This window comes from Enterobacter sp. MGH 16, assembly GCF_000493175.1.
GTDB classification, from domain to species: Bacteria; Pseudomonadota; Gammaproteobacteria; order Enterobacterales; family Enterobacteriaceae; genus Enterobacter; species Enterobacter roggenkampii.
The window spans coordinates 1,715,515-1,730,603 of record NZ_KI535695.1 but is presented as its reverse complement, the minus strand read 5'-3'; the positions used below and the strand labels follow the sequence as shown (position 1 = coordinate 1,730,603).

General features: G+C 48.8%; 18 protein-coding genes and 1 pseudogene. 14 read left to right on the top strand and 5 right to left on the bottom strand.

Annotated elements, in window-relative coordinates; all coding sequences use genetic code 11:
- Positions 1 to 134: 134 nt before the first annotated feature.
- The 10 genes and pseudogenes from L362_RS14540 (at position 135) to L362_RS25045 (ending at position 9,505) form a co-directional block, all read left to right on the top strand.
- On the top strand, positions 135 to 482 hold the full coding sequence (locus L362_RS14540; protein WP_023344273.1) for a phage tail protein: 348 nt from the start codon (positions 135 to 137) through the stop codon (positions 480 to 482).
- A complete protein-coding gene (locus L362_RS14545) occupies positions 479 to 1,234 on the top strand; it encodes a phage minor tail protein L (protein ID WP_023344272.1) in 756 nt (251 codons plus the stop codon). Before L362_RS14540 ends, L362_RS14545 begins: the two co-directional genes overlap by 4 nt.
- Before the next feature lies 1 nt (position 1,235).
- Entirely contained in the window at positions 1,236 to 1,958 is a 723-nt protein-coding gene (locus tag L362_RS14550) for a C40 family peptidase (protein WP_023344271.1), read from the top strand.
- Positions 1,958 to 2,548, top strand: coding sequence for a tail assembly protein (locus L362_RS14555; RefSeq protein WP_023344270.1), 591 nt, complete (start codon positions 1,958 to 1,960; stop codon positions 2,546 to 2,548). Before L362_RS14550 ends, L362_RS14555 begins: the two co-directional genes overlap by 1 nt.
- Before the next feature lie 50 nt (positions 2,549 to 2,598).
- Complete coding sequence (locus L362_RS14560; RefSeq protein WP_023344269.1) at positions 2,599 to 5,787, top strand: TipJ family phage tail tip protein; 3,189 nt, start codon at positions 2,599 to 2,601, stop codon at positions 5,785 to 5,787.
- 43 nt (positions 5,788 to 5,830) lie between these two features.
- Positions 5,831 to 6,145, top strand: a complete 315-nt coding sequence (locus L362_RS14565) for a hypothetical protein (RefSeq protein ID WP_023344268.1) — start codon at positions 5,831 to 5,833, stop codon at positions 6,143 to 6,145.
- Positions 6,146 to 6,817, top strand: coding sequence for a hypothetical protein (locus tag L362_RS14570; protein ID WP_023344267.1), 672 nt, complete (start codon positions 6,146 to 6,148; stop codon positions 6,815 to 6,817).
- A gap of 107 nt (positions 6,818 to 6,924) precedes the next feature.
- Positions 6,925 to 7,158: a phage exclusion lipoprotein Cor gene (locus L362_RS14575; protein ID WP_023344266.1), complete on the top strand. Its 234-nt coding sequence runs from the start codon at positions 6,925 to 6,927 to the stop codon at positions 7,156 to 7,158.
- Positions 7,159 to 7,221: 63 nt separating this feature from the next.
- Positions 7,222 to 7,629 (top strand): annotated as a pseudogene (locus L362_RS23795) (phage tail protein); the annotation flags it as partial.
- Between the two features lie 1,561 nt (positions 7,630 to 9,190).
- Positions 9,191 to 9,505: a tail fiber assembly protein gene (locus L362_RS25045; protein WP_023344264.1), complete on the top strand. Its 315-nt coding sequence runs from the start codon at positions 9,191 to 9,193 to the stop codon at positions 9,503 to 9,505.
- Between the two features lie 135 nt (positions 9,506 to 9,640).
- On the opposite strand, the gene L362_RS14580 is transcribed toward L362_RS25045, so the two are convergent.
- Positions 9,641 to 9,880: a DinI family protein gene (locus L362_RS14580; RefSeq protein ID WP_023344263.1), complete on the bottom strand. Its 240-nt coding sequence runs from the start codon at positions 9,878 to 9,880 to the stop codon at positions 9,641 to 9,643.
- A 276-nt stretch (positions 9,881 to 10,156) separates the two neighbouring features.
- On the opposite strand from L362_RS14580, the gene L362_RS0122920 reads away from it, so the two are divergent.
- Entirely contained in the window at positions 10,157 to 10,576 is a 420-nt protein-coding gene (locus L362_RS0122920) for a translesion error-prone DNA polymerase V autoproteolytic subunit (RefSeq protein ID WP_032637749.1), read from the top strand.
- 2 nt (positions 10,577 to 10,578) lie between these two features.
- Positions 10,579 to 11,847: a Y-family DNA polymerase gene (locus L362_RS14585; RefSeq protein ID WP_023344261.1), complete on the top strand. Its 1,269-nt coding sequence runs from the start codon at positions 10,579 to 10,581 to the stop codon at positions 11,845 to 11,847.
- Between the two features lie 376 nt (positions 11,848 to 12,223).
- Here the strand turns inward: L362_RS14585 and L362_RS24620 are convergent, their stop codons facing one another.
- Both L362_RS24620 and L362_RS23790 read right to left on the bottom strand, forming a co-directional pair.
- Positions 12,224 to 12,562 carry a hypothetical protein gene (locus tag L362_RS24620; RefSeq protein ID WP_126328652.1) on the bottom strand — a complete coding sequence of 113 codons (339 nt, stop codon included), beginning with the start codon at positions 12,560 to 12,562 and terminating at the stop codon, positions 12,224 to 12,226.
- Between the two features lie 172 nt (positions 12,563 to 12,734).
- On the bottom strand, positions 12,735 to 12,962 hold the full coding sequence (locus L362_RS23790) for a hypothetical protein (protein WP_025910815.1): 228 nt from the start codon (positions 12,960 to 12,962) through the stop codon (positions 12,735 to 12,737).
- Between the two features lie 150 nt (positions 12,963 to 13,112).
- Between L362_RS23790 and L362_RS24900 the strand changes: the two genes are divergently transcribed.
- Positions 13,113 to 13,277, top strand: coding sequence for a YnfU family zinc-binding protein (locus L362_RS24900; RefSeq protein ID WP_213729873.1), 165 nt, complete (start codon positions 13,113 to 13,115; stop codon positions 13,275 to 13,277).
- Between the two features lie 240 nt (positions 13,278 to 13,517).
- Here L362_RS24900 and L362_RS14590 read toward each other — a convergent pair whose 3' ends face one another.
- A complete protein-coding gene (locus L362_RS14590) occupies positions 13,518 to 13,736 on the bottom strand; it encodes a cold shock domain-containing protein (RefSeq protein ID WP_023344260.1) in 219 nt (72 codons plus the stop codon).
- 288 nt (positions 13,737 to 14,024) lie between these two features.
- On the opposite strand from L362_RS14590, the gene cspF reads away from it, so the two are divergent.
- Entirely contained in the window at positions 14,025 to 14,237 is a 213-nt protein-coding gene (gene cspF / locus L362_RS23785) for a cold shock-like protein CspF (protein WP_071787680.1), read from the top strand.
- A gap of 51 nt (positions 14,238 to 14,288) precedes the next feature.
- On the opposite strand, the gene L362_RS14595 is transcribed toward cspF, so the two are convergent.
- Entirely contained in the window at positions 14,289 to 14,963 is a 675-nt protein-coding gene (locus L362_RS14595) for an SOS response-associated peptidase (protein WP_023344259.1), read from the bottom strand.
- Positions 14,964 to 15,089: the final 126 nt, after the last annotated feature.

The following is a 15,089-nucleotide window of genomic DNA, read 5'->3' as shown; positions in this document are numbered from 1 at the left end:
GAACTCGCTGTGTAGTGAAGTAGTGTAAAAGCCATTCAAATATACGTAATGAATAGGTAGTAGGAGAAAAAATTCTTTCTGCCACTATTCGAATTCAACCCGCTTCGGCGGGTTTTTTTATACCCGGAGGAAAGTTGGCGATCGAAACATTTATCTGGCGAACCCAGATTCAGGCGGGCATGGAAGGGGAGTTTACTCACGTAACGCGCTCTGCTTCCTTTGGAGACGGCTTTGAACAGATCGCCGGTGAAGGCATCAATCCTGAAAAACAGTCATGGCCGATGACCTTAACGGGAAAAAAGGCAGAGATGCTCGATGCGCTGAGTTTTTGCCGCAAGCACATCACAAAATCCTTTATCTGGACGTCTCCTGTTGGCGAAACCGGTTTATACCGGATTGAAGCTGATTCCATTAAAGCCCAGCCGCTATCCAGCAAAGTGATGACCATAAAAGCAACCTTCAAACAGGCATACGCATCATGATTACTGAAGATTATCAACGCCTCGAACCGGGTGAAAAAATACGTCTTCTGGAGGTAGACGGTTCTGCGTTTGGTCTGGACGACGTTCTACGCTTTCACGCTTATAACCTCCCGCATACTGAAGAAGAGATTGCGGCTGCTGGTGGCGACGAATCAAAGTTAAAGGCGAAGAGTATCTGGTGGCAGGGCGAAGAGTATGGTGCCTGGCCATATAAGCTCGAGGGACTGGAAGCTTCAACCGATGGCAGCAGCGCCCAGCCGACGCTCACCGTTGCCAACATTGACAGCTCTATCACTGCGCTCTGTCTGGCCTATGACGATATGCTGCAGGCCAAAGTTACGATTCATGACACTTTTGCGCATTACCTGGATGAGCGCAATTTCCCGGATGGAAATCCAACAGCAGATCCCTTGCAGGTGAGAAAGCGGGTTTTCTATATCGACGGTAAAAATAGCGAGCTTCCCGGTGAAAGTATCGAGTTTGTTCTTACCAGCCCGATGGATCTGCAGGGGTTGATGATCCCGACGCGCCAGCTTCATTCCCTGTGTACCTGGTGCATCCGGAATAAGTATCGCACCGGCGATGGGTGCGATTATACGGGCACGCTTTACTTCGACAAAAACAACAATCCGGTAAGCGATCCCTCATTGGATGAATGTAACGGCACGCTCACCGCCTGCAAGCTTCGGTTTGGTGAACACAATGAACTTTCTTTCGGTGGTTTTCCGGGAACATCTTTGATCAGGAGCTAATATGCGTCAGAAAACAATTCAGGACATCCTGGCGCATGCAGCGAAAGAATATCCCCGCGAATGCTGTGGCGTGATAGCGCAGAAAAGCCGGGTGGAACGCTATTTCCCATGCCGTAACCTGGCGGCTGAACCAACGGAACAGTTTCACCTTTCACCAGAGGATTACGCTGCTGCTGAAGACTGGGGGACGATAACGGGAATCGTACACAGTCACCCTGACGCGACGTCCCAACCAAGCGAACTGGACAAGGCTCAATGCGATGCAACGATGCTGCCCTGGCATATTGTGAGTTGGCCGGAAGGAGACTTTCGTACCATTACTCCCCGCGGAGAATTGCCGCTGCTCGGGCGCCCGTTTGTGCTCGGACACTACGACTGTTGGGGGCTGGTGATGAGCTATTTCCGGCAGGAGCAAGATGTCGAACTTCAGGATTACCGTGTTGATTATCCGTGGTGGGAAAACGACTATCCGGACAACTTCTATCAGGATTGCTGGTATGAGTGCGGATTCCGTGAATTCGACGGGCCGCCAAAACCTGGCGATATGGTGATCATGCAGGTTCAGGCTGATAAGTGGAATCACGCGGGGATTCTGCTGGAAGGCAACATGCTACTGCATCATCTTTATGGTCACCTCAGTCAACGTGTGCCATATGGAGGTTACTGGATGGAGAGAACCATGAAAATTGTCAGGCATAAAAGCATAATCATGCAGGAGGGATAATGTACGAATCCGTCCGTACTATTCGCCTATATGGTGTTTTGGGGACTACGTTTGGCCGCGAATTCCAACTTTCAGTAGCCTCACCAAAAGAAGCTATCCGAGCATTGTGCGTTATCGTGCCAGGCTTCGAGCGTTTTTTGAATACCAGCAAGCAGCGCGGCCTAACCTATGCTGTTTTCAGCGGTAAGCGTAACCTGAACGATGATGAGCTCTCTATGGATCAGAGTACAGCTGACATCCGTATCGCGCCGGTTATCATCGGGAGTAAACGTGGTGGAGTATTCCAGACCATCTTAGGCGTGGCTTTGGTCGCAGTTGGTGCTGTGGCGTCATACTTTGGCGGTGGTGCTGTCGGCGTTCCTCTAATGCAATTTGGCGCTGCGATGGCCCTTGGCGGTGTTGTGCAGATGCTATCTCCACAGACAACCGGACTTGCCAGCAAGCAATCGGCAGACAACAAGGCCAGTTATGCCTTTGGTGGAGTAACAAATACGACAGCTCAGGGCAATCCGGTACCACTCTTGTACGGACGGCGCCGTATAGGTGGCGCGATCATCTCCGCCGGTATCTATGTAGAAGACCAACAGTAAATAGATTTATCAACAAGCCACCTCCTGGTGGCTTTTTTTATGGGCGCAATATGGCTATAGCAACCGCTATTAAAGGCCGCAAGGGCGGCAGTTCAAGCTCAAGAACTCCTACAGAACAGCCAGACGACCTGCAGTCAGTAGCCAAGACAAAAATCCTTCTCGCGCTGGGAGAGGGGGAGTTTGCTGGTGGCCTTACTGCGCGCGATATTTATCTCGATGGCACCGCACTTGAGAACGCAGATGGTTCACAGAACTTCAGCGGTGTGGCGTGGGAGTTTCGTTCTGGAACTCAGGCGCAAAAATACATTCAAGGGATCCCGGGTACCGAAAACGAAATTAATGTGGGTACCGAAGTTTCCAGCACCACCGCATGGACGCGTACTTTTACCAATACGCAGCTTTCAGCTGTTCGCCTGCGTCTAAAATGGCCTTCTCTCTTCAAACAGGAGGACGATGGCGATCTGGTTGGCTATTCGGTCAACTACGCAATTGACCTGCAGACAGATGGCGGTACCTGGCAGATGGTGCTAAATACCAGCGTGACCGGGAAAACGACTTCTGGTTACGAGCGCAGCCACCGTATCGATTTACCTCAGGCTGGCAGCACCTGGACCATCAGGCTGCGTAAGATTACAGCTGACGCAAATAGCGCGAAGATCGGCGATAAGTTGACTCTGCAAAGCTTCACGGAAGTAATCGACGCCAAACTGCGTTATCCGAATACCGCGTTACTATACATCGAATTTGACTCGAGCCAGTTCAATGGCTCAATTCCGCAAATTTCTTGCGAGCCCCGCGGGCGTGTTATTCGTGTGCCCGATACCTATGACCCAGAAACACGAACGTACAGCGGCACCTGGACGGGAGCATTTAAGTGGGCATGGACGGATAACCCTGCGTGGATATTTTACGATCTGGTTGTTACTGACCGCTTCGGCCTTGGTAATCGGCTAACGGCAGCCAATATCGACAAATGGACGCTTTATCAGATCGCTCAATATTGTGATCAATCGGTACCGGATGGTAAGGGCGGCAGCGGAACTGAACCTCGTTACACCTGCAACGTATACATTCAGGATCGAAATGACGCTTACACCGTCCTGCGAGATTTTGCCGCCATTTTTCGAGGCATGACCTACTGGGGAGATGACCAAATTGTTGCCCTTGCAGACATGCCCAGAGATGTCGATTTTACCTACACGCATGCTAATGTCGTTGACGGCAAATTCGTATATTCCAGCAGTACAACCAAAAGTCGCTACACGAACGCTCTTGTTTCCTGGTCTGATCCGGCAAATGGGTATGCAGATGCAATGGAGCCAGTCTTCGAACAGGAGTTGGTGGCGCGCTATGGTTTCAACCAGCTTGAGATCACCGCTATCGGATGCACCCGGCAATCTGAGGCTAACAGGAAAGGGCGCTGGGGGATCCTGACCAACAATAAAGACAGGGTTGTAACGTTTGACGTTGGTCTGGACGGCAATATCCCTCAGCCTGGCTACATAATTGCTGTCGCTGACCGAAATCTCTCTGGCCGAGATTTAGGTGGTCGATTATCTGCGGTTAATGGTCGTGTACTCAAACTTGACCGGGTACCAAGTGCTAAGGTCGGCGACAGGATAATGGTAAACCTACCGTCGGGTATTACCCAATCCCGGACGATTCAGTCCCTGTCCGGTGAAATGGTCACCGTGACCACCGCTTTTAGCGAGCTTCCACAGGCCGAGGCTGTATGGGTTATTGAAAGTGATGAACTCTATGCGCAGCAGTACAGGGTAATTAGTGTCACTGATAACAATGACGGGACATATACCATCACGGGGGCAAATCACGATCCGGATAAATATGCCCGTATTGATACAGGTGCCGTCATAGATCAGCGGCCGGTTAGTGTCATTCCTCCCGGTAACCAGTCGCCGCCTGCCAACATAGTGATTAGCTCGTTTTCAGTAGTTCAGCAGAATATCAGCATCGAAACCATGCGCGTGAGCTGGTACCAGGCTCAAAATGCTATCGCCTATGAGGCGCAATGGCGCCGCAACGACGGGAACTGGGTTAACGTGCCGCGCAGCTCCACCACGTCATTCGACGTTCCGGGAATTTATGCCGGACGTTATCTTGTGCGCGTGCGGGCCATCAATGCTGCCGAAATATCTTCAGGATGGGGATATTCAGAAGAGAAAATGCTGACGGGTAAAGTAGGCAATCCACCCAAGCCAGTGGGCTTCATGGCTACGGGCATTAACTGGGGTATTCGTCTGAACTGGGGGTTCCCGGCAAACACCGGCGATACTCTAAAAACAGAAATCCAGTACACATCCAACAGCGACTTCTCAGATCCGCTACTTCTGTCAGACGTGCCTTATCCATCTGCTGAATATACCCAGCTTGGACTCAGGGCGGGGCAGGAATTCTGGTATCGCGCGCAGCTGGTGGACAAAACAGGAAATGAATCAGGTTATACCGACTGGATTCGCGGCTTGTCTAACGATAATGCTGATGACTATCTGGGTGATATAGCAGATGACTTCCTGAGCTCTGCTGATGGCGATCGGCTTACAAGCGACATCGATACAGATTTGGAGGCTGCACTTCTAAACGCACTGGCGAACAACGCAACGGTTGATCATCAGTGGGCGCAGTATGGTGAGGTTCGCGCTCAAATCCTCGTTGTCAGAACGACAATAGCCGAGGTCGATAAAGCTATGGCTGAACTCTCCACGAGAGTACAGGCGCAAATTGAGGACGTCACGGCAACGCTTGAAGATAAGCTTACTGCAGTTGTTGATGCGGACGGCGCCACGGCGATTTATACCCTGAAGGCAGGGGTTCGCATCAACGATGTGATGTATAACGCTGGAATGTCGATTGCCGTGCTGGCTGAGGCTGGCAAACCGGTTGTGACGCGGGTCGGTTTCAATGCTAACCAGTTTGTGCTGATGAGCGGTAGTGGAGACACGCAGTATTCTCCTTTCGCAGTGGTGAATGGTCAGGTGTTTATCAGCTCAGCGTTTATTCAGGATGGCACGATCACCAATGCCAAAATTGGCGGCTTCATCCAGTCCAATAACTACGTTGCTGGGTCTGTCGGATGGAGGCTGGATAAATCAGGAACATTCGAGAACTACGGTTCGACAGCTGGAGAGGGAGCCATGAAACAGACAAACCAGACAATCAGTGTGCGTGACGCCAACAATGTGTTGAGGGTGCAGATCGGGAGAATTACGGGAACGTGGTAAACATTGGGCCTCAGACGGGGCTCTTTTTTTAGGATGAACAGCTATGGCTCAGTACGGTGTTGAAACCTGGGACGCCTCAGGCAGGGTGAACAACTATGGGATTAAGCCAGTCAGTGTAAGTGGATATCTTCAGTTGGCTCAGAACCAGAAAACAGGCTCTTACTCAGTCGTGCTTCCACCGGGGTGTAAGCTTACTTATTTTCAGATCATGAACGGTGATCAGTGGGGAACGAGCCGGAGGAAGATCACTATTTCAGGTGGCACCGCAACGGTATCGGCAGTAGACGATACCGACTACTCCGCAGGGACTGAGCCTGCGGCTGCGGCGTATCTCATTTTCCAGATAGAGAGGGCATAAATGGCGCAGTATGGCGTTTTACTGACAACGACGGCAGGAGAAGTATGGGTGACCGCGAACAGTTCGCCAATTGCTCTACAGGCTCGAAAAACAGCGGCTCTTCAGGGAACATCGGGTTTCAACACCAAAGTGACGCACACATTTCCCTCAGGTCAGCCCGTAGTCGCCTTCGTTCATTGCACTGTTGAGGTGGAAATCACCCAGACGATAAGCGGGAACACCATCACAGTTGATTTCCTCAGGCCAAATGCAACAGGCACAGCGTACGTTTATTTTTTCTCTATTTTCCCACAGACAAAACCAAACTATGGACTGGCTGTATGGGATGCGTCAGGGACGCTGATTTTGACAAATGAAACGCGTACGCTCAGCGATGTGGTAACACTCGGCAATGCCGGTGTAGATGCTAGTTCAGGCTATAACATCAATACCACGCTGGCGGGGAAATGGGCTTGTATGCCTGCTATGCTAGGTCTAATTACTGGAGTTATCTCGGCTGGCGGCCAGCCGCAGCCCTACTTGGCAATTTACAAGAGCATGGCAAAACCTGAGGGAAGCAATACGCGGATATTCGCCCGGCCACAAACAACCCCCAGCGGTAACCTTCAGAACGTCGCGTATTCAAATCTGAGAAACGTGATTATGGCCATCAACTGCGCCAACTACGATTGATCGTTTTCAGCGATCAATCTTATGAAATTGATCTACAGAATCAATTATATCCCTTTGATTCATCTTGTTAATGTTTAGCACCTTGAATACCCTGGGATATAACCACTATGAAATACATGATTCTTTGCCTGGCGGTGGCTGCATTGCTCTCTGGTTGCGCTGGCGTTCTTCAGAAGCAGCAACCCATATGTACCGGAACGGCCCTGATCGGCGGACAGGAAAACATCGTCCAGATTTACGGCGTGCGCAAGCAAAATAACCAGACCCAGTACCGTGCCGGTTACCCATTTAACTGGTCATGGGTTAGCGCAAACACGTTCAGTTGTACCACTTGCCACTAACTCAATCATTTTTTAATAAACCTCGCTCTTGCGGGGTTTTTTTATTGCCCGAAAGGAGCGCATATGTCTGCAGGAACTATCACTCTGACAAACGGGTCCGCTATTGTTGCTGGAATCGGAACTTCTTTCAGAAGCGAAATTGCAGCAGGTGACTTCATTGTCTCAACTGTGGGTGGTATCACATATACCCTGCCGGTGAAAACAGTCGACAGCGATATAGAGTTAGCGTTAGTTAGCAAATTCCCCGGCCCAACACAATCTGCTTCTACCTGGAATGCCGTGCCGCGTGCTACCCAGAATCTGGTGACGGCCGCGCTGGTGGCGCAGACAACTGAGGCTTTGCGTGGTCTGAACTATGACAAGCAGAACTGGCAGGCTATCTTCAGTGACGATGGTAACATCACTGTCAGGCTCCCCGACGGTTCCTCGTTCTCCGGTCCGTCATGGCTGAAGATTGTCGAGTTACTTAACAGCATTGATGTGGATGCTCTTCAAACCTTGGCTGCTCAGATTCATGTGGACGCGCAACAGGTAGCCTTAGACAAAACAGAGGTTGTACAGAATAAAACCGCGTCCGAAAGCGCAGCGACCACAGCTACGCAGAAAGCTGATGCTGCGGCTCAGTCAGAAGCCAGTGCTGCACAGTCAAAGACCGATGCAGCCCAATCCGCTCAGGAAGCCGAATCGGATCGTATTGCCATCGGTGATGTAGAAACTGCTTTGGCTGCCATAAACGGCGTGGCCACTATCCCTCTCGGTCTGCCAATGTATTCTCCCACGCGCGCAACAATCCCCACTGGTGGCGTTGCATATGATGGACAGATATTGCCTTATGCGACCTACACCAGCGTTAAGGCTGCAATGTCCTCAGGGTCTCTTCCAGTGGTGACTAACTCTCAATGGCTGGCAGACCCTAAGCTGAGGCAGGCATTCGCAGAGGTTGATGCGGACCACTTCCGCTGCCCTGATTACAATGGTGTGCAGGCGGGCTCGATTGCGCAAGTGGCATTAACCGGTGGTACAACAGCTCAGGCTGGCATTTTTCATGGGGAAGCGCCAAACGCTAAAGGCACGATCGGCGCGTCCGGAACGGGTGTTTTTGCTAATACAGCGTCAACCAGCGGCGTATTCGCGCCCACGAATACCTATCCAAACAGCGCTCAGGCGGGAAGCGCTTCAACCACGACCGCGTCACAGGTGAGTATTGACCTTTCTAGGGCCAGTGATGTCTATAAAGATACTGCTACCGATATTCTGGCAGCGCGTGCCGTTGGTGTTATCTGGGGGCAACTCTTTGGCCGCATCAATAACTCAGGCAGCATGGATGCCGCAACACTGGCGGCAAGAATTGAGCAGGTAAACACTCGTGTAACCGATTCGATCAATAAGCGCTTTATCCGTGGTTTAGATCTGACCGTGTCGACAACGACAGTAACGGTTTCTGCTGGCGCAGCTGTGATCCCCTCTACAGGTGCTCCCCTGGAAGTATCGGCGCCAGTTACGGCAAATATTGGGGCTACCACAGCGTCAACCTGGTATCACGTTTACCTGTATTCAAACAATGGAACGCCTGCGATTGAAATCTCCACGACGGTGCCAACACCTTATGCTTATCCGGCGCATACAAAGACAGATGATACGTCACGCAGATATCTCGGCAGTTTCCGTGTTGATGCATCGAACGGCGTGCGCGGGGTTAACACGGTTGATGGAAGGGCATTTCTACAGGGGGCATGGTACTCCGTCAACCGCGTATTAGCCGGAGGAACAGCGACACCACGAACGGCGGTAGACGTTAGTTCACTTAACCCACTCACGGCGCTTACCTGTTTACTTTCTGCCAACAACGGCGCTACAGCAGGCGTGGCTGCCATCGGCAGCACTAATGAAGCTTCAGGGGATATGATCAATATACCGATTAACGGGAAGTTTACAGCGGAGATCCCGTTCCGCTCGTACCCTAACATTTTTTATCAATACCTGTCCGCCGTGTCTGGTGGTGGACTATATCTCGATGTAGGAGGCTATACTTATGCCAGATAAAGAATACTGGGCTGTAACAGAAACAAGTTACCGTGCGGTGAGTGGGCCTGAAAGCCTGGTAGAAGGGGAAATCCTTGTCGAAGGGGAACGCCCGGTTATCCCATACTTGGACAACCTCAACACGCAACACGAAATGAGAGCGGAAGCCGATGCTATTATCGAATCGCTGCAGGAGGCAGTAGACGTTGATCTTGCAAGTGATGAAGAAAAAGCTGGGTTGCTGGTCTGGAAGCGTTATCGTGTACTACTCAGCCGTGTCGATCTACGCGCTGAAAAACCTGGCTGGCCACAAGTTCCGGTCTGATGGTGGATGAATAGCCGTAACCTCGTCCTATGCAAGAATGGGGTTGCGGCTGAATGACAAATTCCAAATAAACGAGAATTCAAAGACTACCAGCCATGGATGGTAGTAACTGTAACGTCAAGGCAATCAATATGTTTAATTCGGGATAAGCCACATATCGGACTCTTCAAACATTTCCTCCAGCATGCGGTTGAGTTTTTCTCGATCGCTCTTGCTGGCATCACTATTGAGGCTGTTCGCCTGCATCGGCTTAACATTTACTGTTGCATCAGGAAAGATACGATGCACACGCTTGGTTAGTTCGGAAAGAATAATTTCCCTGGCACCGGTAAACCCTTCAACATTACGTTTGTCGTAAACAAGCTCAACGAACATAGAGTTCCTTTGTTGCTGTTTATGTATTCAGTGTTTTTGCTTTTAAAACATTTAAAGTCAAGGCAATTTGGAGCAATACCGATATCGCGCACACGTAGATACTTAATTGAGCAAACGAACCGCGTTCTTGAAAATTTACAATTACTAAAACTTCAACAGCTTTAAATATTTAGAAGCGAAGCGGCTATGAAGTAGCCACACATACGAGAAGGGGCATCTTGATCAGCACCAGAGTTAAAACTACTGTATATAAAAACAGTATTTGAGGTGCGTATCGTGGAATTCATTAGGCCTGCAGAACTGCGAGAAATTATCGCTCTTCCACTTTTCAGTGACTTAGTCCAGTGCGGTTTCCCAAGCCCCGCGGCTGATTACGTTGAACAGCGCATTGATCTCAATGAGTTACTTGTCGCTCACCCCAGCTCAACATATTTCGTTAAAGCTGCAGGGGACTCGATGATTGAAGCCGGGATCAGCGACGGCGATCTGCTGGTGGTGGATAGTTCCCGGAATGCTGAGCATGGAGATATCGTCATCGCCGCGGTGGAAGGGGAGTTTACTGTTAAGCGACTGCAACTGCGCCCGACAGTGCAGCTCATTCCAATGAACAGCGCGTACTCACCGATCATCGTCGGTAGCGAGGATACGCTCGACGTTTTCGGCGTCGTGACTTTCATCGTTAAATCTGCGAGCTGAACATGTTTGCGCTCTGTGATGTGAATTCGTTCTACGCATCATGCGAGACGGTATTCAGGCCAGACCTGAGAGGGCGACCAGTGGTCGTTCTCTCGAACAATGACGGCTGTGTAATAGCACGCAGCGCCGAGGCCAAAGCCGCTGGAATTACTATGGGAGAGCCGTTCTTCAAGCAAAAAGAGCTGTTCCGGCGCGCTGGCGTTGTTTGCTTCAGTAGCAACTATGAGCTGTATGCTGATATGTCGAACCGGGTAATGACGACGCTTGAGGAAATGAGCCCCCGCGTCGAAATTTACAGTATCGATGAAGCTTTTTGCGACCTGACAGGTGTTCGCAACTGCCGGGACCTGACAGAGTTCGGCAAAGAGATCCGTGCTACCGTTCTGAAGCGTACGCACCTGACCGTTGGGGTTGGCATCGCGCAGACAAAAACACTCGCTAAGCTGGCAAATCACGCCGCCAAGAAATGGCAGAGGCAGACGGGCGGAGTGGTTGATTTGTCCAATATCGATCGCCAGCGTCGGTTGTTGGCTATTGTGCCTGTAGAAGATGTATGGGGCGTCGGCAGGCGCATCAGTAAGAAGTTAAACGCCATGGGCATCAAAACGGCTCTGGATCTCTCAGAACAAAGCACATGGATTATCCGTAAACATTTTAACGTGGTACTCGAGCGAACGGTCCGGGAGTTGCGCGGAGAACCTTGTCTTGAGCTGGAGGAGTTTGCGCCGGCAAAGCAGGAAATCGTCTGCAGCCGATCGTTCGGCGAGCGCGTCACGGACTATGAGCAGATGCGTCAGGCCATCTGCAGCTATGCGGCCCGTGGTGCTGAAAAGCTTCGTGGTGAGCACCAGTATTGCCGGTTTATCTCTGCGTTCGTGAAAACCTCTCCCTTTGCGCTTAACGAGCCGTATTACGGTAACAGTGCGTCCATGAAGTTTCTTACCCCCACTCAGGATTCACGCGACATCATTAACGCCGCGGTAAAGTGCCTGGACAAAATCTGGAAAGACGGACACCGTTACCAGAAAGCCGGCATTATGCTGGGTGACTTCTTTAGCCATGGTGTGGCCCAGCTCAACTTGTTCGACGAGAACGCGCCGCGTGCTGGTAGCGATAGGTTGATGGAAGTTCTGGATTATCTGAACGCGAAAGATGGAAAGGGAACGCTTTATTTTGCCGGGCAGGGCATACAGCAGCAATGGCAGATGAAACGGGATATGTTATCTCCACGATATACTACGAGGTATTCAGACCTAATAAAAGTTAGATGATTCTTTAAACGGTATATTCATTCGAACCTAATTATCGGCTATGAGTATTAAGAGTAATATGTCTACTACTATGCTTTTGTAATGTAAATAAGCCCCTGCAATTATACAGGGTCTTATGGATATGATGCCGGGTGCCTCCCGGTGAGTCATTGAGCTAACCACTCGTGACTCGCTGCTTCAGAAATTCACGATGAGCCGCTTGATATACAAATCATCAGGTTAGTTAGCCCTGCCGCTGAGGAGGATTCATCATTAAAACGAATGTAACAGCAATGCTTAGCAAATGATACAAAATTTACTGATGTGCCTCATGATTTTCTTTCGCAGTTTTCACGGTCACGGTATTTTCAGATGGTGAAGGTTAAAATATCGATGTTCATTTTTTTACTTTAAGTCTTGAAACAAAGGTTAAGGTTTTATCTTCTGGGCAAATCATTAGAAAAATTGCTGTGGGAGACTCTTCTAAACGTGTAATTCCATGCAGCATCTGGTAGAGTCTTTTTTTTAGTTTTTCTGCTCCATCTTTTTCAGACTCCCACTCTAAAACTGCCTGACCCTCTGAACCAATGAATGCATGGGATGGAAGTTTAACGCCTCGGTTTGACTTACTTGAATAGTTTCGGTCATGCAAGAGACCTAAGATAAGAGGGTTGATATTATTATCTGAGAATGGGGCTTCAATAACTATTAATACTGTGTAATATAGAATTTTCATGGAAGCCTTATGGTTTCTTCAGCAATAAAGTCATATTGCCATGGTGTTAGATGTACATGTCTTAATTATAAATGTTTGTGTGGGGGTAAAAAAAGCCTGCGTTAAGCAGGCTATAATAATTAAACGTAGTTATAATAATGATTTCATGAACGTTGGCGTTGAATCCCTTGAGTCAAAGATACTTCTGCGCCGCATCTAATATTTCCTGAGAGGTAAGCTCTCGATCTGATGCCACATAGACCACTTCATGGTCACCTGTTAAAGAGGGAAAACCTGCTGACATTATCTGAAGGTTTATCACTTCTCCATTAGGATATTCTTCGCGTATTGATGTCACACCTTTAAGCACAGTGATAACTTTACTTGGCTTACCATTAAAAAAAATGATTACTTTTTTCATATATCACCATGTATTTTGAGGGCTTTTAGCCCCTGCAGGTGTTCGAAAGGGGGGCTGTTTGTTCATTTTTTTTTGCCTCTATCGAAATTAAAACAAGCATTATACTGACTTAACGTGTACTGTAACGGTCCATTTGAACTGGAGAAGTCTATGTCAGCACGTAAAAACACTCAATTCCGCCGTAATTATTTAGTAAAATGTCCTTGTCCAAACTGCTCAAAAGATTCCGAACATAGTTACAATCGTGTACAAAAGGGGGCTCAATTGGTGTGCCCATACTGCTGTGCTTTATTCAAATCTTCCCAGCGCTTCTAAAAAAATTAAAAAAATAAGAAGTGATGCTTTTAGAGGCTGCCTAACCTCTTACGCACTTTAGTATTTTATAAGCAGTTAGCTTCTGCTTTGAGACTGTTCATGCAGCAGTCCTGCATTTCATCACATCGGTCAGCAAACTTGATGGTAAGTAAATAGGCTGGCCTGTTGTAATGATGTGCGTAACCGAACAATCACCTTCCACTGATAAAGTCATGCTGGCTAAAGTAAACCATCTAAAAATTATCTATCGCAAAGTGTTACCTTGGCAGCGATTGGACCTTTAGTTCCAGCTATGATAGCGAATTTGACTTTTTGTCCTTCAAACAGAGTATTAAATGTTTCTCCCAGCAGGGAAGAAGTGTGAACAAGAACATCTTTACTTCCATCGAGTGGGGAGATAAAGCCAAACCCCTTATCTTCGTTAAACCACTTAACAAGGCCTATGATTTTAGATGACATACAAACTCCGTTTGAACATTTCAAAATGACAAGCAAGCTCATGATAAGAAACGTATGCTGGTATATGTATGGACTCAAGAGGAGGAGGTATCAGAGATAACACCTGGTTATGAGAACGGCTTTTGGAAAAGTTAGATTCATCATCGCAACGAATCAGTCAAACCATTAAGGCACATGCTGAATGATTAAGCAAATTTTATTTTAGCCTTCCGGAAGGCCAATAAAATAGGATTAGCTATTATTAACCAATCCTGTATAGTCAAATCTGGATTGCCATTAGGAAAATATTTGTCTCGTAAAATGACAGGAATTGTCAAAAGTTTTGACTTCAAGAGCGGAAAGGGATTGATTATCCCATCAGATGGCAGAAAAGATGTTTTTTTACATATTTCTGCATTAAGAAATAATGAAAGCCAAACGTTAAAACCTGGCGTTCGTGTTGAATTTTATCGTATAAATGGGCTTAGTGGTCCGATGGCTGCAAATATATTTCTTTCTTAAAGTGAGATAATATTGAACCAAATATAAAGTACACATCAAAAGTACATCAGATTATATATCTATTTGTTCTATCAATTTTCTCCCCTGATTTTTTACATTTCCTACTTCACGGGTCACAGCATGCCAGATAAACATCTCAGCTGGTACAGAGCCGTCAGATACAATCTCTTCCGCTTCTTTCCCTCCAACGTCCTGGCGCATCCATTCCCGGGCCGCTTCTGGCGATAGGACCAGGGGCCGGCGGTCGTGAATATCCACTAGGCCTTTGTCAGCGGCAGACGTCACTATCAGAAAACCTTCTGCCTCATCGCCTCGCTCAAACGGTGTGCTGCCGATCGCCGCCATAAAAATCGGCTGACCGTCTGCCCGATGGATAAAATAAGGCTGTTTCTTGTCACCTTCTTTCTTCCATTCGAACCATCCATCTGCAAAGCAGATCGCCCGGCCATGTTGCCACAGAGGTTTAAACATTCTGCTTGCGGCCGCGGTTTCGACGCGAGCGTTAATCAGTGGCGGCTTATCCCACCATCCGGGCGCATAACCCCAGAAAACCGGATCAAGATGCAGCTGCTCGTCGCGTTCGCTCAACAGCAGCACTTTGGTGCCGGGCGCGACGTTGTATCGGCCAATAGGTTCAGGGTCGTATGCGATGTCGCGATCAGCTTCATCGGACAGGTAAGCCAGGTATTCTTCACGCGTTTGAGCTTGTGCAAAACGCCCACACATAGAAACCTCCAGCCAGATGTCAGACTTAAAGTATAGGGCAGGGAGAAGAAGGGTGGCGCACTGGCTAGTGTTAGGGGCAAATTTAGGGGCAAAAATGCGAAATAGGGGCAAAAAAAGGGCATTAAA